20 protein-coding genes and 2 tRNA genes are annotated in these 23,267 nt (G+C 44.4%); 21 read left to right on the top strand and 1 reads right to left on the bottom strand.

The window, feature by feature from the left end; genetic code table 11:
* Positions 1-60 precede the first annotated feature (60 nt).
* The 9 genes from FYJ57_RS04515 (at position 61) to FYJ57_RS04475 (ending at position 9,428) form a co-directional block, all read left to right on the top strand.
* Positions 61-132, top strand: a tRNA-Thr gene (locus tag FYJ57_RS04515).
* Between the two features lie 126 nt (positions 133-258).
* Entirely contained in the window at positions 259-600 is a 342-nt protein-coding gene (locus FYJ57_RS04510; protein ID WP_022172606.1) for a cupin domain-containing protein, read from the top strand.
* Positions 593-1,456 (top strand): AraC family transcriptional regulator, encoded by an 864-nt coding sequence (locus tag FYJ57_RS04505; RefSeq protein WP_154431684.1) that lies wholly within the window; start codon positions 593-595, stop codon positions 1,454-1,456. The genes FYJ57_RS04510 and FYJ57_RS04505 overlap by 8 nt, the downstream gene beginning before the upstream one ends.
* A 396-nt stretch (positions 1,457-1,852) precedes the next feature.
* Complete coding sequence (locus FYJ57_RS04500) at positions 1,853-2,584, top strand: glycosyltransferase family 2 protein (RefSeq protein WP_154431683.1); 732 nt, start codon at positions 1,853-1,855, stop codon at positions 2,582-2,584.
* The gene (locus FYJ57_RS04495; protein ID WP_328597431.1) at positions 2,581-4,821 is read left to right on the top strand and encodes a DUF2298 domain-containing protein; all 2,241 of its coding nucleotides are present in this window, start codon (positions 2,581-2,583) and stop codon (positions 4,819-4,821) included. The genes FYJ57_RS04500 and FYJ57_RS04495 overlap by 4 nt, the downstream gene beginning before the upstream one ends.
* A gap of 79 nt (positions 4,822-4,900) precedes the next feature.
* Complete coding sequence (gene coaBC / locus FYJ57_RS04490) at positions 4,901-6,103, top strand: bifunctional phosphopantothenoylcysteine decarboxylase/phosphopantothenate--cysteine ligase CoaBC (protein ID WP_154431694.1); 1,203 nt, start codon at positions 4,901-4,903, stop codon at positions 6,101-6,103.
* An 11-nt stretch (positions 6,104-6,114) separates the two neighbouring features.
* Positions 6,115-6,879, top strand: coding sequence for a type III pantothenate kinase (locus FYJ57_RS04485; RefSeq protein WP_022172601.1), 765 nt, complete (start codon positions 6,115-6,117; stop codon positions 6,877-6,879).
* Between the two features lie 147 nt (positions 6,880-7,026).
* Positions 7,027-8,304, top strand: coding sequence for an O-acetylhomoserine aminocarboxypropyltransferase/cysteine synthase family protein (locus FYJ57_RS04480; protein ID WP_022172600.1), 1,278 nt, complete (start codon positions 7,027-7,029; stop codon positions 8,302-8,304).
* Positions 8,305-8,366: 62 nt separating this feature from the next.
* On the top strand, positions 8,367-9,428 hold the full coding sequence (locus FYJ57_RS04475; protein ID WP_154431682.1) for a M24 family metallopeptidase: 1,062 nt from the start codon (positions 8,367-8,369) through the stop codon (positions 9,426-9,428).
* Between the two features lie 173 nt (positions 9,429-9,601).
* On the opposite strand, the gene FYJ57_RS04470 is transcribed toward FYJ57_RS04475, so the two are convergent.
* Complete coding sequence (locus tag FYJ57_RS04470; protein WP_022172598.1) at positions 9,602-10,096, bottom strand: QueT transporter family protein; 495 nt, start codon at positions 10,094-10,096, stop codon at positions 9,602-9,604.
* A 355-nt stretch (positions 10,097-10,451) separates the two neighbouring features.
* Here FYJ57_RS04470 and FYJ57_RS04465 point away from each other — a divergent pair, with 355 nt between their 5' ends.
* The 12 genes from FYJ57_RS04465 (at position 10,452) to FYJ57_RS04410 (ending at position 23,266) form a co-directional block, all read left to right on the top strand.
* Positions 10,452-11,519, top strand: coding sequence for a GntR family transcriptional regulator (locus tag FYJ57_RS04465; RefSeq protein ID WP_154431681.1), 1,068 nt, complete (start codon positions 10,452-10,454; stop codon positions 11,517-11,519).
* A gap of 146 nt (positions 11,520-11,665) precedes the next feature.
* Entirely contained in the window at positions 11,666-13,171 is a 1,506-nt protein-coding gene (araA, locus tag FYJ57_RS04460) for an L-arabinose isomerase (protein WP_022172596.1), read from the top strand.
* 28 nt (positions 13,172-13,199) lie between these two features.
* Entirely contained in the window at positions 13,200-14,804 is a 1,605-nt protein-coding gene (locus FYJ57_RS04455; protein WP_154431680.1) for a xylulokinase, read from the top strand.
* A 13-nt stretch (positions 14,805-14,817) separates the two neighbouring features.
* The gene (locus FYJ57_RS04450) at positions 14,818-15,507 is read left to right on the top strand and encodes an L-ribulose-5-phosphate 4-epimerase (RefSeq protein ID WP_022172594.1); all 690 of its coding nucleotides are present in this window, start codon (positions 14,818-14,820) and stop codon (positions 15,505-15,507) included.
* 98 nt (positions 15,508-15,605) lie between these two features.
* Positions 15,606-17,138 (top strand): LCP family protein, encoded by a 1,533-nt coding sequence (locus FYJ57_RS04445; RefSeq protein ID WP_154431679.1) that lies wholly within the window; start codon positions 15,606-15,608, stop codon positions 17,136-17,138.
* A gap of 245 nt (positions 17,139-17,383) precedes the next feature.
* Complete coding sequence (locus FYJ57_RS04440) at positions 17,384-18,115, top strand: glycerophosphodiester phosphodiesterase (protein WP_154431678.1); 732 nt, start codon at positions 17,384-17,386, stop codon at positions 18,113-18,115.
* Between the two features lie 275 nt (positions 18,116-18,390).
* A complete protein-coding gene (locus FYJ57_RS04435) occupies positions 18,391-19,752 on the top strand; it encodes a citrate/2-methylcitrate synthase (RefSeq protein WP_154431677.1) in 1,362 nt (453 codons plus the stop codon).
* Positions 19,753-19,779: 27 nt separating this feature from the next.
* Positions 19,780-20,634 (top strand): patatin-like phospholipase family protein, encoded by an 855-nt coding sequence (locus tag FYJ57_RS04430; protein WP_154431676.1) that lies wholly within the window; start codon positions 19,780-19,782, stop codon positions 20,632-20,634.
* A gap of 21 nt (positions 20,635-20,655) precedes the next feature.
* Positions 20,656-21,165, top strand: a complete 510-nt coding sequence (locus tag FYJ57_RS04425) for a YqeG family HAD IIIA-type phosphatase (protein ID WP_117524378.1) — start codon at positions 20,656-20,658, stop codon at positions 21,163-21,165.
* Positions 21,166-21,285: 120 nt separating this feature from the next.
* Positions 21,286-21,843, top strand: a complete 558-nt coding sequence (efp, locus tag FYJ57_RS04420) for an elongation factor P (protein WP_022172588.1) — start codon at positions 21,286-21,288, stop codon at positions 21,841-21,843.
* Between the two features lie 350 nt (positions 21,844-22,193).
* Positions 22,194-23,054 carry a DUF5688 family protein gene (locus FYJ57_RS04415; protein WP_154431675.1) on the top strand — a complete coding sequence of 287 codons (861 nt, stop codon included), beginning with the start codon at positions 22,194-22,196 and terminating at the stop codon, positions 23,052-23,054.
* A 139-nt stretch (positions 23,055-23,193) separates the two neighbouring features.
* Positions 23,194-23,266: transfer RNA gene (locus tag FYJ57_RS04410), tRNA-Arg, on the top strand.
* Position 23,267: the final 1 nt, after the last annotated feature.

Here is a 23,267-nt window from a genome sequence, read left to right as displayed (position 1 = left end):
TTTTTCCGGAGCTTTTGCTAAACTATCTAACTGTAGCGGACAGATAAAAACGCTGCAGATGCTGATGTGGCTCAGAGGTAGAGCACTTCCTTGGTAAGGAAGGGGTCACGGGTTCAATTCCCGTCATCAGCTTACAAAGCTCCTTGAAGTGATTCATGGAGCTTTTTTGACTTTCAGGAATTGTTTTCTGTAAAGCAAAAATGTTTTTATGAAGATCCGGTAAAGGATATAACGGGGAAAGAAAGGAGAAGATATTTTATGGTAAGAAAAACAAAGGTAGCAGTCGTAGAACATCCGCGTGGAGGAGAAGGCAGTGTGGAATTTCACCACATTGTATCTGAAGAAGAACTGAACGGACACGGTTCCATGTATGCCATGGCAGTACTTCGTCCGCACAGCAGCGTTGGCTGGCATCAGCATGTGGGAAATACAGAACCTTATTTCATTTTAAAGGGGAAAGGGGTATTTGTGGACAATGATGGTACAAGAACAGAGGTAGGGCCTGGAGATGTATGTGTGATCGAAGTGGGACAGAGCCATTCTCTGGAGAATCCAAATGACGAAGAACTGGTATTTATGGCGTTAGTTTACAATGCATAAACAGACATACCGGTACGAGGCAATCAAATATCCGTCTAACGAAGATGTGTTTTTCAATGTCCTGTGGCACAACAGGGATTACACTGCACCTCACTGGCATAACGGGCTTGAGATTCTGTATCTGCTGGAGGGAAGTGAAGACTGTTATCTGGGAGAGGAAGAATGCATCCGGATGAAAAAAGGAGACTTTCTGGTAATTAATTCCCGGGTGGTACACAGTGTTCAGTGTCCACGACAGTGTAAGGAGATGCTGATACAGATCCCTTATCCGATGATGAAACGGTTTATTCCTCAGATCGACGGGCTGGAATTTGTCTGTGAAAAGATCACCGGAAGAAAGCACCGGATGGATACGTTTATGGTGGAGAGAGCACTGAGTGCTCTTGTAGAACTGCATCCTTTTCGGTCGCCGGAAGAAACTCTGGAGTTTTACAGCCGGATGTATCATCTGCTGGCTGTACTGGTAAAAGACTTCAGCGTATCGGTTACTTCTGATAAGATGGAAATATCAGAAAAATATATGGAACGACTGGGAATGATCACTTCATATGTGAAGGAACATTATACGGAAGAAATTTCGCTGCAGGAGATTGCGCGGCTGGTTTCTCTGAATCCGGATTATTTCACGCGATTTTTTAAGAAATATATGGGCATGACATTTCTGGATTATGTTAATTCGGTGAGAATGGAACATGTTGTCAGAGATTTGCAGAGAACAGATCTGAGTGTCCAGAAGCTGCTGGAGATTCATGGTTTCACTAATTATAAATTATTTATGAAAATGTACAAATCTAGGTTTGAGAGTACACCGGGAAAGATGCGAAGATACCGGAAAGAACAGAAGATAGAAGATTAACAGACGAAAGAGATCTGCCGGCAAAGAACCGGAAGATCTCTTTTAAAGTTGCGTTGCATATCAATAATTGATCCGGTGGATCAATTTTGATTTCCTCCGGGAAGATAGGACGGTTGTAGTTGTATGGGGATGTGGTTACTGTGGGGAAACTTTGCTCTGGTCGACTTTACGTTGTGGGTAAGTTCGATTATAATGGAAAAAGGTAACTGTTCAGTAACTTTACAGTTACGAGCAAAAATGCATTTAAAATCACCTTCGGTGATGGCATTTTTGCTTGTATGTCTCGGGATTTTGGCATATTTATGCCAAAACACCTCGCGGGATAATGGCTACTGAAGAGTTACGGAAAAAGATCAAAGGGAAATATGTGGGGAAAGAAAAGGGGAGAAAGAAATCATGAGTGAAATAACAGAACAAAATCAGGATCGGCTGATCATCGTGATTCCGGCATATAACGAGGAAGAAAACATAGAAAATGTAGTAGCACAGTGGCATCCCATCGTGGAAATAACAGGAGAGGACAGTCGATTGTTTGTCATCAATGACGGAAGTACAGATCGGACGCAGGAGGAACTGGATCATCTGCAGGGAAAATATCCGCAGCTTCGCACGGTAAAAAAAGAAAACCAGGGACACGGTGCCACTATTTTATATGGCTACCGCTGTGCGATTGCGGAAGGGGCAGACTATATTTTTCAGACAGATTCTGATGGACAGACTCTGCCGGAAGAATTCTGGAAGCTGTGGAAAGACAGGAAAAAGTGTGGGCTTTTGATTGGAAGCAGAAAAAAAAGACAGGACGGCTGGCAGCGGATCTTTGTGACACGGGTTCTTCGACTGGTGATCCTTGTGACATTTCACTGCTGGGTGGAAGATGCCAATACACCGTTCCGGCTGATGCGGGCTGCAGAACTGGAAGAAGTTTTAAAAGAGATTCCACCACAGTATTTTCTGGCAAATGTACTGATGACGGTGCGATATACAAAAGAAGGACGGCGGGTAATGTATTATCCAATTACATTCCGTCCGCGACAGGGTGGAGTCAATTCCATCAATATGATAAAAATTGTAAAAATCGGTAAAACAACACTAAAAGACTTCCGGAAGTGGGGAGGTGCGAAACAGTGAATGAGAAAAGAAAGGGAATATGGAAAGCTGTTGTACTGACGGTGCTTTTTATGAGTGCACAGGTTCTGTTAAAAGAGGACGGAAAAGTATTTGCTGTCTGGTGGCTGACCATACTGGTGCTTGGATGGTGCAGTTTTCCGCTTTGCCAGTATCTTTTTTCCGGATTCCGTGACAGAGGATATCTGGTGGCAAAGATATTCGGTATTGCCGGTGCGGGATTTTTGATGTGGCTGGGAGCAAGTACGGGAATTGTACCGTTTACGCATGTGGGCTGTCTTGTAAGCACAGGTGTACTGGCAGCTGTCTGCTGGGGTGTCTGGATTGCGTTAAAGAAACAAAAGATAAAGGACAAAACGTCCTGGAAATTTACAACAGAATGGTACCAGACAGTGCTGGATGATGAACTGGTATTTATCTTATTCTTTCTTCTATGGACTTATGTGGCGGGATTTCGCCCGGCAGCGTACGGAACAGAAAAGTTCATGGACTATGGGTTTATGATGGCGATGATGCGCAGTACCACACTCCCGGCGAAGGATCTGTGGTATGCGGGAGCAAAAATCAACTATTATTATGGCGGACAGTATTTTGCTGTATTTTTAACGAAACTGACCAATACGCAGGTGGCACAGACGTACAATCTGATGCGGACACTGGTGGCAGGGTTTTGTTTTTCCGTTCCGTTTGCTCTGGTACGCCAGATGGTACTTGACAGCTGGAAAAGAGAAAAACCGGCACTGCTTGGCGGTGCCCTTGCGGGGGCAGGGGTATCTCTTGCCGGAAATATGCATTATGTGGTGATCGGAAAACTTCTTCCGTGGATCCGGGAGATCTTTCATCTGCCAAAAGGGGATTATACTTACTGGTTTCCGAATTCCACCCGTTATATCGGATATTATCCGGCGGGAAATGATAAAACGATTCATGAATTCCCTTCCTACTCCTTTGTTTTGGGTGACTTACATGCCCATGTGGTCAATCTGATGTTTGTGGTGGCACTGACCAGTCTGGTTTATGCGATGATGCAACATTACAGCGGAAAAAATGCGCTGCAGGCGGAGGTGACAGGAAACAGGAATTTTTATAAAAACCAGGTAGCGGCAGCTCTGACAGATCCCTACGTGCTGGTGTTTGCTTTTCTGATCGGTATGTTTCACTGGACGAATTACTGGGATTTTGTCATCTACTATGTGATGGGTGGCATGGGAGTGATCTGGTGCAACTGCCAGAACTATAAAGAACTGGAAAAACCGCATCGTATGAGAATGACGATGGGGATCAGCCTGCTTCATGCGGTATGGGTATTCTTACTGGCAAACATAGCTGCACTGCCGTTTACTTTGCAGTTTCAGAGCATGGTCAGTGAAGTGGCACTTGCACAGAACCATTCCAGACCATATCAGTACTGGCTGATCTGGGGACTTCCGGCCATCGGGACAGTGCTTTTTTTCTGGTGCGTGAAACGGGAAGGTGCGAAAAAAGCGGATGCTTTCGGTGTGTTGCTGGGGATCTCGGCTCTGGGGCTGATCGTGATCCCGGAGATCGTTTATGTAAGAGATATCTATGAAAAAGAATACGCCAGATCCAACACAATGTTCAAATTGACCTATCAGGCATTTGCGATGTTTGGAATCTTATTTGGGTATGCACTGATCCGTCTGTGGATGGAGAAGAGGCATGTGATACGGAAAATTCTGACCAGCGTGGTGTTTGCCTGTTTTGTGGGCTGTTGTTTTTATACGGTAACTGCTGTGCATGCATGGTTTGGTCAGGTATGGAACCCGGCGCAGTATCAGGGACTGGATGCCACCGCATATCTTGAGACAACTTTTCCGGAAGACGCTGCGGCGATCCGCTGGCTCAATGAACATGTTACCGGCGATCCGGTGGTTCTTGAGGCAAATGGAGACAGTTACAGTGACTATGAACGGGTGTCCGCGATGACGGGACTTCCCACAGTGCTTGGCTGGTATGTCCATGAATGGCTGTGGCGAGGCGATACCGGGGCGCTGAATGAGCGTGCACAGGAGGTAGAGGCTATCTATACCTCGACGAACCAGGAAGAAGTAAAAAAACTGCTGAAAAAATATCAGGTCAGGTATATTTTTGTGGGTGCGAGAGAACGGGAAAAATATGCGGCACTGAACGAATCCATGCTGCAGTCGCTGGGAAATATTGTATTTTCCGACGAACAAAGCCAGACTTATGTGCTACAGGTTGCATTTTCGGGGCAGTAGGCTATAATAAAAAGGATGCAAAATACGCGGTACACCTGACAGGGAGGACCAGCGGATGAGAAGAAAGGACGGACAACCTATGTTGAAAGGAAAAACAGTGGTTCTGGCGGTAAGCGGAAGTATTGCAGCATATAAGATCGCTTCTCTGGCGAGTGCCCTTGGCAAACTTCACGCTGATGTGCAGGTGCTGATGACACAAAATGCCACGAATTTTATCAATCCCATCACCTTCGGGACCTTAACAGGAAATAAGTGTCTGGTGGATACGTTCGACCGGAATTTTCAGTATTCGGTAGAACATGTGGCGCTGGCAAAGCGGGCGGACGTGGTTCTGGTAGCACCGGCTTCTGCCAATGTGATCGGAAAAATTGCGAATGGAATTGCAGATGATATGCTGACAACAACAGTGATGGCATGTAAATGCAAAAAAATCATTTCTCCTGCGATGAATACACAGATGTTTGAAAATCCAATCGTGCAGGATAATCTGAAAAAGCTGGAACACTATGGATATGAAGTGATTCAGCCGGCAGTCGGACTTCTGGCATGTAAAGACGTGGGCCAAGGAAAGATGCCTGAGCCTGAGACCCTGCTCGAATACATTTTACAGGAAGTGGCTTATGAAAAAGATCTGAAAGGCAAAAAAATCCTTGTGACGGCAGGACCGACCCAGGAACCGATCGATCCGGTGCGGTATCTGACGAATCACTCCAGCGGAAAAATGGGGTATGCGATTGCAAAAGTCTGCAGCATGCGAGGTGCGGAGGTGACACTGGTCAGTGGAAAAACTGCCATAAAACCACCACTCTTTGTGGATGTGGTGCCGGTTACAACAGCGAGAGAGATGTATGAAGCGGTGACCGGCAGATCTGACCGGCAGGATATCGTGATCAAGGCGGCGGCTGTGGCAGATTATCGTCCGAAAACGATCAGTGAGCAGAAAGTGAAGAAAACGGACGAAGAACTCTCTATTGAGATGGAACGGACAGATGATATTCTGAAATATCTGGGTGAACATAAGAGGGCGAATCAGTTTCTGTGCGGATTTTCCATGGAGACGGAACATATGCTGGAAAATTCCAGAAAGAAATTGAAGAAAAAGAATCTGGATATGATCGTGGCAAATAATGTGAAAGTGGAAGGTGCCGGATTTGCCGGAGATACTAATATTGTAACACTGATCACCGCAGACGATGAAACACAGCTTCCGTTGTTAAGCAAGGAAGAAACGGCAGTGGAGATTATGAATAAGATTCTGGAACAGACAGAGAAACAGTTATAAGGGAGAGAATTATGATATTAGCTATTGATATCGGAAATACCAACATCGTAGTGGGATGTATCGATGAACAGAAAACCTATTTTATCGAGCGGGTTTCCACAGACAGAAGTAAGACAGAACTGGAATATGCCATTGTGATCAAAAATGTACTGGATATTTTCAAGATGTCTCCGAAAGAACTTGAGGGTGGTATCGTGTGTTCTGTTGTACCACAGATTACACAGATCGTAAAACTGGCAGCTGAAAAAATACTGAAAAAAGAAGTCATGGTGCTTGGCCCCGGAATTAAAACCGGCATGAATATTCTGATGGACAACCCGGCGCAGGTGGGAAGTGATCTGATTGCAGATGCGGTGGGAGCTATCAGAGAATACAAACCACCGATGATCATCTTTGATATGGGAACTGCGACGACGGTTTGTGTAGTCGACAGAAAGAAAAACTATATCGGCGGCATGATTCTTCCCGGTGTGCGGACTTCTCTGGATGCACTGACGGCGAGAGCTGCGCAGCTTTCTGGCATCGATCTGGAAGCACCGAAACGGGTGATCGGGAAAAATACCATTGAATGTATGAAGAGCGGCATCGTCTACAGCAATGCGGCACTGATCGATGGTGTGATCCTTCGGATGGAAGAAGAACTGGGTGAAAAAGCAACTGTGATCGCTACCGGAGGTCTGGCAAAGAGTATTGTTCCATATTGCAAAGAAGACGTGATCCTGGATGATGATCTGCTGTTAAAGGGACTTCTTTGGGTGTATAAGAAAAACAGCTGAAATTATATAATTCAGTGCGGGATATTATCATTGAACAGTAAAATAATTCAAGCAAAGGATAGAAAGAAAAAGGGGAAATGGTTGCATTTCCCCTTTTTATCGTCTACAATAAAACCATAAAACCCTAAGGAAAAGAGGAATTATTATATGAAACTGAAAAAAGATACTATTTGTGTCCAGGGAGGATGGCAGCCCAAGAACGGAGAACCGAGAGTACTGCCGATTTATCAGAGCACTACGTTCCGCTATGAGACAAGCGAAGAGATGGGAAAACTGTTTGATCTGGAGAAAGAAGGTTACTTTTATTCCCGTTTGCAGAATCCGACCTGCGATATTGTAGCACAGAAAATCTGTGATCTTGAGGGGGGCGTGGCAGCTATGCTTACTTCTTCCGGTCAGGCAGCTACGATGCTTGCGGTGACTAATATCTGTGAGGCAGGAGATCATATCATCTGTGCGGCAAAAATCTATGGCGGAACTTCTAATCTGTTAGCCGTTACCCTGCATCGTTTCGGAGTGGAAGTAGATCTGGTGGATCAGGATCTGCCGGAAGAAGAACTGGAAAAATACTTTAAACCGAATACAAAAGCAGTATTTGCCGAGACAATTTCCAACCCGGCAGGTGTTGTACTTGATATTGCAAAATTCGTGAATCTGGCACACAGCCATGGAGTACCGATGATCTGTGATAATACCTTTGCAACACCGATCAACTGCCAGCCATTTCAATTTGGTGTGGATATCGTCACGCATTCCACGACAAAATATATGGATGGACATGCCATGGCACTGGGTGGCTGTATCGTGGACAGTGGAAACTTTGACTGGGAAGCTCACAAAGAAAAATTTCCGGGTCTGACCACACCGGATGAATCGTATCATGGTGTTATTTACACACAGAAATTCGGGAAAAAAGCCTATATTCAGAAAGCGGTAGCACAGCTGATGCGAGATATGGGTTCCTGCCAGTCTCCGATGAATGCATTTCTGACCAATGTAGGCCTGGAAACATTGCACCTGAGAGTACCGCGACACTGTGAGAATGCATTAAAGATCGCGAAATTTCTGGAAAATCATGAAAAAGTGGCATGGGTGGAATATGCAGGGCTGGAAAGCAGCAAATACCATCAGCTGGCAGAAAAATATATGCCGAATGGTGTCTGTGGTGTACTTTGTTTCGGTCCTAAAGGAGGAAAAGAAGGTGCAATGCGATTCACCAATGCACTGAAACTGATCGCAATTGTAACTCATGTGGCAGATGCCCGTACCTGCGTTCTGCATCCGGCAAGCCATACCCACAGACAGCTGAACGAAGAACAGCTGATTGAGGCAGGTGTCCTTCCGGATCTGATCCGTCTCTCAGTTGGTATTGAAGATGTGGATGATTTGATTGCAGACCTTGCGCAGGCACTCGAAGCGGTGTAAAATAGAATCAGGATACTCCGGTACAGGGAAGATGACCGGGGACAGAAAAGGAGAAAGGCATCATGAGTAAAGCACAGGAGCTTATTAAAAAAGAAGGACTGGTGGGAATGATCATCACCGATCCCTATAACATGAGACACATCAGTGGTTTCCGCGGAGGAGAGGGTGCACTGTACATATCTGCCACCCAGCAGGTCCTGATTACAGATTCCCGTTATACGGAACAGGCAGAAAAAGAAAGTGATTTTACCATTGTTCAGGAACATCGCGGACATACCAGAGAGCAGATTTTTGCAGAATGTCTGGAAAAAGAAGAAGGCACACTGGCAATCGGATACGAAGATCAGTCGCTGCTTTGCAGCCAGTTCGACAAGATGAAAAAAGCACTTCCGGTTAAAGAGTGGGTGCCGATGGGGGGGAAAGTGGATGTACTTCGCAGAATCAAAACTGCAGAAGAAATCGAATATCTGGCACAGGCAGAGCATATCGGTGATGTTGCATTTTCCAGGATCCTGGATTTTCTGAAACCGGGAGTCAGTGAACTGGAAGTGGCAGCAGAACTGGAATATCAGATGAAAAAAGCAGGAGCAGAAGATCTCGGATTTAATACCATTATTGCTTCCGGATTGAACTCCTCTATGCCACATGCGATTCCGGGCAGAAAGAAACTGGAAGCCGGAGACTTTGTAACGATGGATTTCGGGTGCAAGTATGAGGGATACTGCTCTGATATGACAAGAACTGTAGTAATCGGAAAAGCCAATGATAAACAGAAAGAGATCTACAACGTGGTTCTGGAAGCACAACTGGCTGGCCTTGCTGCTGTAAAAGCCGGAAAAACAGGTAAGGAAGTGGATAAGGCCGCCAGAGATATCATTACAAAAGCTGGTTACGGTGACTGTTTTGGTCACAGTCTTGGTCACAGTGTGGGTCTGTTTATTCATGAGAAACCAGGACTTGCTCCGTCTGATGAAACCGTGCTGCAGGCAGGTATGATCGAAACTGTGGAACCGGGTATCTATGTACCGGGATTCGGCGGCGTTCGTATTGAAGATATGGTACTGGTTACCGAAACAGGTTGCAGAAACCTGGCGGGTTCTCGGAAGGAACTGATTGAACTGTAAAGCCCAGCCTGGTCACAGGAAAGCAGAGGATCAGTAGTCAGATAATAAGAATATATGCATAAAAAGGAAGAGATATCTGTGAAAACAGATACCTCTTCTCTTTTTATGCGAGCAACGAACCAAAGTCCTGCTTGCACGAGACCTTGGCGATTGCCGCGAAAACGTTTAAATAATTATGCAGCTGTGCGGAAAATAGCAACTCTGTGTTTATCAAGAATTGTATACACAATCATGCCCAGGATTCCACAGGAAATCACTTCTCCGATACCGACCGTACCCATCAGAAACGGAATCGGAAGCGGTACCTGATAGCCGTAGTGCAGAACAAAGGGAACGATCAGGATATTGGAAATGATCGGTGGCAGTGGAGCCAGGAATTTGTTCCGGTTGCGGAGCAGATAGGTGAAGCAGGCGCCCAGTAAGGTGGCGATACTGCCGAAGATAATATCCGGAAGGATACATCCGCCAAGAATATTACTGATCAGGCATCCCACGAACAGACCGGGGATAGCTGCAGGCGTAAATACCGGAAGGATGGTCAGTGCCTCTGAGACACGCACCTGTACCTCTCCATAGGAAAACGGTGCCAGAATCACGGTCAGAACCACATAGATTGCCGCGATCATCGCAGATTGTGCGAGGAACAATGTGTTACTTTGTTTTTTCATATTCAGTTTCTCCTTTAGTTTTGTTTTACGAGTGGAAGGTCACGAACACTCGATTCATTTTCACGCGGCTTTTGAGTCAGACAGACATGGGTACATGGATATCTGGCGAATGCCGTGGAGGCATATACTGAAAGTATATGACCTACGCCGGAAATCGGCGGTCAGCCCTGTAAGACCTTGTTTTTATGGGCTTTGCGACAGGTCAGAATATAGCATATCAGCTGACAAAAAGCAAGAGGATTTTATAAAAAAATAAAATTGAGAAATACAACTTGTAAAGTTGTGCATACAAGTTATAAGATAGAGGAAAGAATACAGGCAGGAGGTGTGTATTACGGAGAAAGGGAAAAAATATATGTCCCTGATGGAAGAATTGAAAAGTAAGATTCTTTCCGGTGAGATCCGACCCGGCGCGAAGCTGCCATCGGAAAATGAACTGGCGCAGGAATATGAGATCAGCCGCCATACAGTGCGAAAAGCACTGGCGATTCTGGTAACAGACGGATATATTACAACAAAACATGGCAAAGGAACTTTCTGTTCCGACAGGATGGCACACCGGAAGAATTCGAAAAATATTGCAGTGGTTACGACTTATATTTCCGATTACATTTTTCCACGTCTGATCCAGGGGATGGATCGGGTACTGACAGAACAGGGGTACAGTATCATGCTGAAAAATACCGGAAACAGCCGGCAGAAAGAAGCACAGTGCCTCGAAGACATCCTAACCAAGGATGTGGACGGACTGATCATCGAACCGAGCAAAAGCCAGATTTTGTGCAGAAATATGCCTCTGTATGAGCAGCTTGACCGTATGGGCATCCCGTATGTCTTTATCCAGGGAAGCTACCTGCAGATGAAAAATAAACCGACGATTCTCCTGGATGATGCGAAAGGTGCGTACCTGCTGACAAAATATCTGATCGATACAGGACATCGACAGATCGCCGGTGTTTTCAAAGCAGATGACAGCCAGGGGGCAGAACGTCACAAAGGATATGTCAAAGCACTGCAGGAAGCAGGAATGTCTTATCAGCCGGAACTGGTGGTGTGGTTTCATACCGAAGACCGAAAGGTAAAACCAGCGGTGATGGTACAGATGATGCTGGAGGCGGAACTTCCGATTGATGCAGTGGTCTGCTACAACGACCAGATTGCGGTGGAAGTGATCCGGATGCTGGAACGGATCGGGAAAAAAGTACCGGAGGATCTGTCCGTGACAGGCTACGATGATTCGGTGATCGCAAGAACCGGTCCGGTGGAATTGACGACGGTGTCTCATCCACAGGAAAAACTTGGTGAGATGGCAGCAGAACTTCTGCTGGAACTGCTTCATGGGATACCACCCGAAGAATCCAGAGTACTTCGCCTGATTGAACCGGAGCTGGTGATCCGAAAGTCTTGTATGGAACGCCGGTGAGAGGAGAATAATAGAAAACGCTGGCAGCAGGCATCCGGAGTTTTTCGGAAAAAGGAAATAGAAAACATCAGTAACAGATAAAAATCGAACAAAAAACCTGTTTGATAAAAAAATAAAAACGAGCAAAATAAGGAGGAATTTTTCACATGAAAACAGCAAAAAATTATAAGTTCTGGTTTGCAACCGGCTCACAGGATCTGTATGGAGATGAGTGTCTGCAGAAAGTAGCAGAACATTCAAAAATCATTGTAAACGAACTGAACAAATCCGGGATTCTTCCATATGAAGTGGTATGGAAACCAACCCTGATCACAAATGAAGTCATCCGTAAAACATTTAATGATGCAAATGCAGATGAAGAATGTGCGGGTGTGATCACCTGGATGCATACGTTCTCCCCGGCAAAATCCTGGATTCTGGGATTGCAGGAATACCGGAAACCACTGTTGCATCTGCATACGCAGTTCAATGAAGAAATTCCATATGATACGATTGATATGGACTTTATGAATGAAAATCAGTCTGCTCATGGCGACCGTGAATATGGACATATCGTATCCCGTATGGGAATTGTCCGTAAAGTTGTTGTCGGACACTGGGCAGCGAAAGAAGTGCAGGAAAAGATCGCTTCCTGGATGCGCACTGCAGTCGGTGTCATGGAAAGCAGCCATATCCGTGTGATGCGTATTGCGGATAATATGAGAAATGTAGCGGTTACCGAGGGCGATAAAGTAGAAGCGCAGATCAGATTCGGCTGGGAAATAGACGCTTATCCGGTTAATGAAATCGCAGAAGCTGTACAGGCAGTTGGAAAAGGTGATGTGGATGCGCTGGTAGAAGAATATTACAGTAAATACCAGATTCTGTTAGAGGGACGCGATCCGGAAGAATTCAAAAAACATGTAGCCGTACAGGCACAGATCGAGATCGGTTTTGAGAGATTCCTGGAAGAGAAGAATTATCAGGCGATTGTTACTCATTTCGGTGATCTTGGCGCACTGCAGCAGCTGCCGGGTCTGGCCATCCAGCGACTGATGGAAAAAGGTTATGGATTCGGTGGTGAAGGTGACTGGAAGACCGCAGCCATGGTACGTCTGATGAAGATCATGACTACAGGTAAAAAAGACGCAAAGGGAACTTCCTTTATGGAAGACTATACATACAATCTGGTTCCGGGAAAAGAAGGTATTCTGGAAGCACATATGTTGGAAGTATGCCCAACCATCGCAGACGGTCCGATTTCCATCAAAGTGAATCCGTTGTCTATGGGTGACAGAGAAGATCCTGCAAGACTGGTATTTACCTCGAAAACCGGTCCGGCTATTGCAACATCTCTGATTGATCTTGGCGATCGTTTCCGTCTGATCATCAACGATGTAGATTGCAAGAAGACAGAAAAAGAGATGCCGAAACTGCCGGTAGCAACCGCATTCTGGACTCCACAGCCAGATCTTGCCACAGGTGCAGAAGCATGGATTCTTGCAGGAGGAGCTCACCATACCGCATTCTCCTACGATATCACCGCAGAACAGATGGGCGACTGGGCAGAAGCGATGGGTATCGAAGCAGTTTACATTGATAAAGATACGCAGATCAGAAATTTCAAGAACGAACTGAAATGGAATTCTATGTATTATAAACTGAACAAATAATCGTTCCAATAACAGGATGGAGAAAAAAATGACAGATAAAAATCAGATTATAAAAGAGATCCGGGCTGGGGAAACCAGCCTGGGAATCGAATTCGGTTCCACCAGAATCAAAGCGGTTCTGGTAGGCAAAGAGCATGCACCGATCGCTTCCGGAAGCTATGAGTGGGAAAACCAGCTGGTAGACGGCATCTGGACCTACAGCCTGGAAGATATCTGGAAAGGATTGCAGACCAGTTATCAGGAACTGGCAAAAGATGTAAAAGAACAGTACGGAGAGATCCTGACAAAGATCGGATCCATGGGATTCAGTGCCATGATGCACGGCTATATGCCATTTGACGAAGAGGACAATCTTCTGGTACCGTTCCGTACCTGGAGAAATAATATCACCGAGCAGGCGACCGATGTACTGACCCCGCTATTTGGTCAGCAGATTCCACAGAGATGGAGCATCGCACATCTGTATCAGGCCATCTTAAACGGTGAAGAACATGTAAAAGATATCACATTTTTCACTACACTGGCCGGTTATATCCACTGGAAACTGACCGGGAAGAAAGTTCTGGGTGTCGGCGACGCTTCCGGTATGTTCCCGATCGATTCGGAAACCGTAGATTATAACCAGAAGATGGTAGAACAGTTCGATGAACTGATAAAAGAAAAAGGATATCCATGGAAACTGCGAGAGATCCTGCCACAGGTTCTGTCTGCAGGAGAAGACGCAGGTACGCTGACCGAAGAAGGTGCAAAACTTCTGGATGTAAGCGGTAACTTGCAGCCGGGCAGTCTGGTGTGCCCGCCGGAAGGTGATGCAGGAACCGGTATGGCAGCGACTAACAGCGTAGCCGTACGCACCGGTAACGTATCCGCAGGTACTTCTGTATTTGCCATGATCGTTCTGGAAAAACCACTGTCAAAGGTATACGGAGAAATTGATATGGTGACAACACCGGACGGTATGCCGGTAGCTATGGTACATTCTCAGAACTGTACCTCAGATCTGAACGCATGGGTGAACCTGTTCCGGGAGAATCTGGAAAGTTTCGGCGTGAAAGTAGATACTAATACACTGTACGGTACTTTATATAACAAAGCCTTAGAGGGAGATGCAGACTGCGGCGGACTGCTTCCATACTGCTATTTTTCCGGAGAACATATTACACACTTTGAAGAGGGACGTCCGTTATTTGCGCGTACACCGGACAGCAAATTTACCCTGGCGAACTTTATGCGAAGCCACCTGTTTACAAGTGTGGGTGCGCTGAAACTGGGTATGGATATCCTGTTAAAAGAAGAAGGTGTGGTTGTAGATAAGCTTCTTGGGCACGGTGGTTTCTTCAAGACAAAAGGTGTGGGACAGAAAGTGATGGCGGCAGCGGTCAATGCGCCGGTATCCGTGATGGAAACAGCAGGAGAAGGCGGTGCCTGGGGAATCGCTCTTCTGGCTGCTTACCGTAAAAATAAAACAGAAGGCGAGAGCCTTGCTTCTTATCTGGAAGAACAGGTATTTGCAAAAGAAGAAAGTGTACAGATTGCACCGGATCCGAAAGATGTGGAAGGATTTGAAGCTTTTATGGACAGATATAAAGAGGGACTGGAGATTGAGCGTGCAGCAGTAGTACATCTGCACTAGGCAGGAGGAAACTATGTTAGAAGAATTAAAAAAAGCGGTATATGAAGCCAATATGCTGCTTCCAAAATACAATCTGGTAACCTTTACCTGGGGAAATGTCAGCCAGATTGACCGGGAAACCGGATATTTTGCCATCAAACCCAGTGGTGTTGACTATGACAAACTGACACCGGATGATATGGTGATCATGGATCTCGAGGGAAATAAGATTGAGGGAAGATACAATCCATCCTCTGATACACCTACTCATCTGGAATTGTATCGTGCATTTCCAAAGATCGGCGGTGTGGTACATACGCACTCTCCATGGGCAACCAGCTGGGCACAGGCAGGAAGAGGAATCCCGTGTTACGGAACCACCCATGCAGATTACATGTACGGAGAAATCCCGTGCGTGCGTTGCCTGACAAAAGAAGAGATCGATACGGCGTATGAGAAAAATACAGGACTTCTGATCGTAGATTACTTCAAAGATAAAGATTATGAAGCAGTACCTGCAGTTCTGTGCAAAAATCATGGACCATTCACCTGGGGAAAAGACGGACACGAAGCGGTTCATAATGCGGTCGTACTCGAAGAAGTTGCAAAGATGGCGGCACGCTGTGAGATGATCAATCCGCAGGTGAAACCGGCACCGCAGGAATTGCAGGATAAACATTATTACCGGAAACACGGAGCAAATGCATATTACGGACAGAAATGAAAAAGAGACAGCAGACATCGCCAGTAATTGACAAAAAATAATGCAAATGGTATCATTTACCAGTAATAAGCAAATCAATAAAAAGGAGGCTGTCGGGCGTGTCAGCAGACGATAAAGAGCAGGAAGAGGCAACGCGGGAAAAAAAGCCGAAAATGTCTAAAAAGAAGAAAGGTGCGATTGTTGCCGGGATTTTTTTGACGCTGATTGTGATCATTGCCGGAGTTGTATATTATATGGGACATCGATATTATACAAAAACCAACTATATGACGGATGATGAAGTTCAGGCATTGATTGAAAAACAGAAAGAAGAGCAACAGGAGAAAGAAACAGAGGAAGAAACGACGGTAGAGGAAGAAGTGGATCCGGAATTGCTGGAGGCACAGCAGAACATGGCACAATATGCATCTGCGGAGCCAATCACTACGGATGGAAATGTATACAATATTATGCTGGTTGGTCTGGATACGACAGATAAAGGCTGGATTGGGAACTCAGACTCTATGATTCTGATCTCTGTTAACTATCGTCTGGAACAGATTTCCATGATTTCCCTGATGCGTGATACCCATGTAATGATTCCGGGAATCGGATACCGTAAGTTGAATGCCACGTATCCCAATGGTGGAGGACCATTGCTTACCAAGACCGTAGAAGAGAATTACAAGATTGATGTAGACCGATATGTCACGGTGGATTTTGGTTCGATGATTGATATTATCGATGAAATCGGTACTATTGAAATTACTTTTACCCCAAAAGAAGCAGAAAATGCAAACAAAAGTATCAAACAGCAGTGCAGGATACTGGGATTAAAATCTAAAAAATATCTGATTCCGGGTGAGGGAACCTATGAATGTAATGGTATGCAGGCGGTGGCTTATGCACGTATACGAAAAGTAGGTAATTCCGATTATCAGCGCACAGAACGTCAGAGAGAGGTACTGTTAAAACTCCTTGATAAAGTAAAGACTATGAGCTTTGAAGATCTGGATCGTTTGGCAACCCGTCTGCTTCCGTTACTGACACATAACGTACCGGAAAGTGAATTCTGGGGTTTACTGGCAAAAGCGCCGACATTGATGAAGTATAAAATTATTTCCGATCGCATTCCTTATGATGGTATGTATCATGGCTACAACGGGGATCTCGTTCCGGACTGGGAGCCTACCGTACGAAAATTGAAAGAGACGATTTATGGTGCGGATGTACTGGATGAGGAAGGAAATGTGGTGACACCGACGCAGGAGACAGAAACAGCAGATACCACAACCGGAAGTGAAACAGATATACAGAATACAGAAGCAACAGGCGAATCCGGTCAGATTACCATGGAAGCAGAAATCGGAACAGGAGATTCGTCCGCACAGATTATCCGTGGAAATGATGCAGATGGGCAGGTAGAGGAAAGCCTGCAGAATAACAGTGGGAAAAAAGCTGCTGTGATAGCGGATAATACAGGTACCGCGGAGAGTACAGGCGGAACGATGAATGAAAAAAAACTGAAGAATCCGTATACTGATCCGGTCTTTGTCCTGCGGGTTCCACAGGCACCGGAGGAAGAGGATAGCAAACTGGTCGACGGTGATTATCAATGGCAGAAACCTAAAGTGAGCAAGGGAATCCAATAATAAAAAGAGCAGAAAATTTTATGGAGCACATAAAGTTTTCTGCTCTTTTTGTGGGAAATGAGTTAAAATCCGTGGGTGTATAAGATCCTGGCTTCTGCGACAACAGCAAAATCCGGTGTGGTATGTTTTGTCTGGTTTGTAGTTGAAAATCAGACAACAATCTGTCATACTAAGGGAAGTGAAGAAATGTATTTCTGAAATATCAGATACCGAATTTTCAGGGATACAGGAAAGAAGGGCTAATAATGAAGGTATTTGCACATCGAGGATTCAGCGGAAAATATCCGGAAAATACTATGCTGGCATTTAAAAAAGCGGAAGAAGTTGGCTGTTATGGCATCGAGTTGGATGTACAGCTGACGAAAGACGATGAGATCGTGATCATGCATGATGAGACCATTGACCGAACGACCAGTGGAACAGGAAATATTCGTGATTATACGTATCAGGAATTGTGTCTTGTTGACTGCTACGGAAAGTTTGAAGGAAAATATGACTTTCAGCGGATTCCAACGCTGCGGGAGTATCTGACCTGGGTAAAGGATACGGGACTGGTTACCAATATTGAACTGAAAAACAGTGTGTATTACTACGAACACCTGGAAGAAAAAGTAATCGATATGGTGCGGGAATTCCAGATGGAAGACCGCGTGATTTTTTCTTCCTTTAATCTGGTATCCATCAACAAATGCAAGAAAATGCTGCCGGAAGTTCCGATGGGATATCTGATGGAAGCACGGATGGATAATATGGGATTTTTCACAGAAGAAAATGGTGTGGAATATTATCATCCGGATAAGAACTTTCTGACAGAAGAGATGGTGCGGGATTGTCATGCGCATGGGATTGGTGTCAATGTGTGGACTGTCAACAAAAAAGAACTCATGGAACAGTTAAACAACTGGAACGTCGATGGTATTTTCACAAATTTCCCGGATCGGGCCAAAGAACTGGGACTTGAAAATAAAAAATCGTAACTGTCCGTATCTTTCACAACGGCTGTTGAATAGTAAAAAAACTAATGTCCTGTTCTAAAAAAGGCATAAAAGTTTCATATTTTTTTAAGAATTCAATTATTGCGGTGAAAAGCATTCGTCTGTATAATAGTCATAACTGATACTCTCTACAGAAAACAGCAAAACAGACATAAAAAAAGCAGAGTAATAAAAGAAAAATCAGATAATATGAAAAATAAGCAACGTAATTATCGAAAAGTCTGACAGTTACGAATAAAAGGACAGGAGGAAAGAATATGGCGGGATTTAAATTAAAAGTAACACCGGAGATGGAAAGCTTAACACAGGTATGTGTGGAAAACAGTAAGATGGATCCGTCCCTGTATGGGAAATACGATGTAAAACGTGGGCTGCGTGATGTTAACGGAAAAGGTGTGCTGGCAGGTCTGACACAGATTTCATCCATTTGTTCCACAGATGTGGTGGATGGGAAAACGGTGCCCTGTGAAGGAAGATTATATTATCGAGGGTATGATATCCATGAACTGACGCAGGGATTTTTAAGAGAACAGCGTTTTGGATTTGAAGAAGTTACTTATCTGCTGTTATTCGGAAAACTGCCAAACGAAAAAGAACTGGCAGACTTTAAGGTTCTGCTGGCGGGCCAGCGATCTCTGCCTAAGAACTTTGTCCGCGATGTTATCATGAAAGCGCCGACCAAGGATATGATGAATACGTTATCCAGAAGTGTGCTGACGTTATATGCCTATGATCATAATGCGGATGATACTTCTCTGCCGAATGTCCTCCGTCAGTGTCTGAATCTTATCAGCGTTTTTCCGATGTTGTCGGTCTACAGTTATCAGGCATACAATCATTATATTAAAGGGAAAAGCCTGTATATCCATAATCCGGATCCGAAACTTTCTGTTGCGGAAAATATTTTGCTGATGCTTCGTCCGGATATGCAGTATACGCAGTTAGAGGCAACGATTCTGGATCTGGCACTGGTGTTGCATATGGAGCATGGTGGTGGTAATAACTCAACATTTACCACTCATGTGGTGACTTCTTCAGGAACAGATACGTATTCGGCAATAGCAGCCGCCCTGGGTTCCCTGAAAGGACCGAAGCACGGTGGTGCCAATATCAAAGTAGTCCAGATGTTCAAAGACATGAAAAAACAGGTGAAAGACTGGACAGATGAGGAAGAGGTAGGAGCTTACCTTCGGGCGCTGCTTCATAAAGAAGCCTTTGATAAAAAAGGCCTGATCTATGGAATGGGGCACGCAGTATATTCCATTTCCGATCCGAGAGCAGAAATCTTCAAAGGGTTCGTACAGAAACTGGCCCACGAAAAGGGCAAAGATAAAGATTTTGCACTTTACAGTATGGTAGAACAGCTGGCACCGAAGATCATTGGAGAAGAGCGTCATATTTATAAGGGTGTAAGTGCCAATGTGGACTTCTACAGCGGATTTGTATACAGCATGCTGGATCTTCCCACCGAGCTGTTCACACCAATGTTTGCCATTGCACGTATCGTTGGCTGGAGTGCACACCGGATGGAAGAACTGATCAATATGGATAAGATTATCCGTCCGGCTTATAAAACAGTAAAAGAAGAAGAGATTTACCGTCCTCTGGAAGAACGGTAAACAAAGAAGAAAGGAAGCGTTACAAACATGAAACGAGCAGGTCTGGTACTGGAAGGTGGAGCAAACAGGGGTGTTTTTACCAGCGGAGCACTGGACTATCTGATGGAACAGGATTTTTATATCCCGTATGTGGTTGGAACTTCTGCAGGTGCGTGCAATGCGGTGGATTATGTGTCAAGACAGCCACTGCGCACAAAAAACTGTAACATTATTACGGATAAGAAGAAGCGTTATGTAACAATAAAAAATACACTGAAGACGGGAACACTGCTGGATATGGATCTGATCTTTGAAAAATATCCGAATGAAATCTTTCCGTTTGATTTTGATACTTTCCTGAATTCGGACATGCAGTGCGAGATGGTGGTGACCAACTGCCTTACAGGAAAAGCGGAATATCTGAGCGAACACTCCAGTGCAAAACGGATGATGGATATCTGCAGAGCGTCGTGCAGTATGCCGCTGGCGACGAAAACAGTATTTGTGGACGGCATTCCGTATGTGGATGGTGGAGTGGCCGATTCCATCCCCATCATCCATTCCCTGAAGACAGGACATCAGAGAAATGTAATCATTCTGACCAGAAATAAAGGCTATCGGAAACATTCCAGCGGAAAACAGGACCGTCTGTTTGAACTCGCTTACGGAAAGAAATATCCGAAACTGGTCGAAGTACTCGAACAGCGTGCAAAAGTCTATAACAAGACGTTGTATTATATTGACAAATGGGAAAAAGAAGGAAAAGTATTTGTTCTCAGACCGGAGATCGAGCCGGTAGCCCGTCTGGAGCGGGATACACAGAAGCTGGAGAACTTTTATCAGCATGGTTATGATCTGATGGAAGAGAAATTTGAGGAAATGAAATGGTTTTTAAACCGTTGATTAGAGGGAGAACAAAAGATGCTGTTTGAAACATTTTATCCGGATACCTGGGTGGATTCCACCTATCAGATTGATTTTGATGAACTGTATAAAAAAGGATACCGTGGCCTTATCTTTGATATCGACAATACTCTGGTACCTCATGGAGAACCGGCAGATGAGCGGGCGAAAGCGTTGTTTGCGCATCTGAAAGAGCTTGGTTTTTCCTGCTGTCTGTTGTCGAACAATCAGCTGGAGCGTGTGCAGATGTTCAACAGAGATGTGCAGGTGCATTATATCGAGGATGCACATAAGCCTTCCCGCAAAAATTATCTGAAAGCGATGGAACTGATGGGCACGGATTTGTCTGATACTGTGTTTATCGGTGATCAGCTGTTTACTGATGTGTATGGGGCAAAGAGGACAGGAATGGCGAACATCCTTGTGAAACCGATCCATCCGAAAGAAGAGATTCAGATTATACTGAAACGGTATCTGGAGAAAATTGTTTTGCATTTTTATCAGAAAAACAGGAAATCTGGTCGTATTTGAAAAAATTAGTTGAAAAATCCCTGTAGTTATTATAGAATATGAGTAGCCAAGCTCAAATATATTAAGAAGGCAGATACCCGGAAATCACCGGGTATTGTGAGTTATAAGGAGGAATATCATATGATTTCAGCAGGAGATTTCAGAAACGGTGTAACATTGGAAATCGATGGAAACGTTGTTCAGATTCTCGAGTTTCAGCATGTAAAACCTGGTAAAGGTGCAGCTTTTGTAAGAACAAAATTAAAAAATGTCATCAACGGTGGTGTGGTAGAAAAAACTTTCAGACCTACTGAAAAATTCCCACAGGCTCGTATCGACAGAGTAGATATGCAGTATCTGTATGCAGATGGGGATCTGTTCAACTTTATGAATATGGAAACTTATGATCAGATGGCAGTTGATAAAGATACTGTTGGCGATTCTCTGAAATTTGTAAAAGAGAACGAAACTGTTAAAGTATGTTCTTATAACGGAAGTGTATTCGCTATCGAGCCGCCTCTGTTTGTAGAACTGGAGATCACTGAAACAGAACCTGGATTCAAAGGTGATACCGCTCAGGGTGCTACAAAACCTGCAACTGTTGAAACAGGCGCACAGGTAAACGTACCTCTGTTTGTAAATCAGGGAGATAAAATCAAAATCGATACCAGAACAGGTGAATATCTGTCCAGAGTATAAGATTTAACAGTCGAAATTGATAACAGATCGTAAAGCCCCGGAAAATACAGGATTTTCCGGGGCTTTGTTTTTGAAGCATTGCATAGCAGCAATTGGCAGTGGATCAGTTTAGAGTATGCGGTATGTCTCGGGGTTTCTGTGGCCTTTGCTCACAAAAAACACATCACAGGATATTACCGGTGAACAATAATTGTTGATGGTAACAATGCAGACAGATACAAGAAATTGCTTGCATTTTTAAGAGAAAACATGTATGATATAAAAGTAATTTACATTTCTATTTCAGTGATGTTTCGTCACATTTTCCCCATATGAACATCTGAAATTCATAAAAATCAAAGGAGAACAATTTGAATTATCAGGAATTTCGATGTGAATTTTTAGAACGAATGAAAGAAGTTATGGAAGAGGGGGTGAGTATTACCACCGAAAAAATCAACAAAAATAACGGGGTCGTTATGGAAGGTCTTGTATTAAAAAGTGAGAATGCCCGGGTTGCTTCGATCTTTTATATGGAAGATTATTTTTCTTACTGGGAAAAAGGAGTTCCGCTAGAACAGCTGGTTCGGAAAGTGATGTGGCAATTTGAACATTGCAAACCTCAGATGGATGTGGAAACGGATTTTTTTCAAAATTATCAGGAAATCAAAGAAAACATCTGTTTTAAACTGATTAATTACGAGAGAAACCGGGAACTGTTAAAAAAAGTCCCGCATAAGCGAATCCTGGATCTGGCGATGGTATTTTATTATCGGATCCAGAAAGATGAGACAATGCAGGCAACCATTCTGATAGAGTATGCTCATCTGAACGCATGGAAAATTACGCAGGAAGAACTGATCGAAAATGCAAAACGATATACATATCTAAAACTGCCGGCAGAATTTATTAATATGAAGGGTCTGCTGGGTCTGGTACAGGGAAAAGAAAAGCAAATGTATGTTTTGACTAATAAAGAACGGTCACTGGGAGCAGGAACATTCTTATATCCGGGCGTGTTAAAACAGGCTGAAGAACTTCTGGGAGAGCGATTCTATGTGTTGCCAAGCAGTATTCATGAATGTATTCTGATCCCTGAGGAGGAAGGAATGTATCAGGAAGCACTGACAGAAATTGTAACGGAAATCAATGAAAGTCAGGTCGATCCGAAGGAGGTTCTGTCGGATCAGGCGTATTTTTACAGTGCGGAAGATAAAAGAGTTCATTTGTGAAAGCAGCAGATGACGGATAAGTTTTAGGTTACTGGGAACGGAGTGAACAGTAACAGTTTTAGCGAACAAGACTCTTTACAAACGAGAGCAGATGTGTTATTATTTATAAATGTGAGTAAGGTAAAAGTCTCACGGATACGCATCTGTAGCTCAGGGGATAGAGCAATGGTTTCCGGTACCATGTGTCGGGGGTTCGAATCCCTCCAGATGCGT

The sequence above is a fragment of the Oliverpabstia intestinalis genome, assembly GCF_009696065.1.
Taxonomy (GTDB): Bacteria; Bacillota; Clostridia; order Lachnospirales; family Lachnospiraceae; genus Oliverpabstia; species Oliverpabstia intestinalis.
Note: the sequence above shows the minus strand (reverse complement) of the source record. Positions and strands in the feature narration are given on the sequence as shown.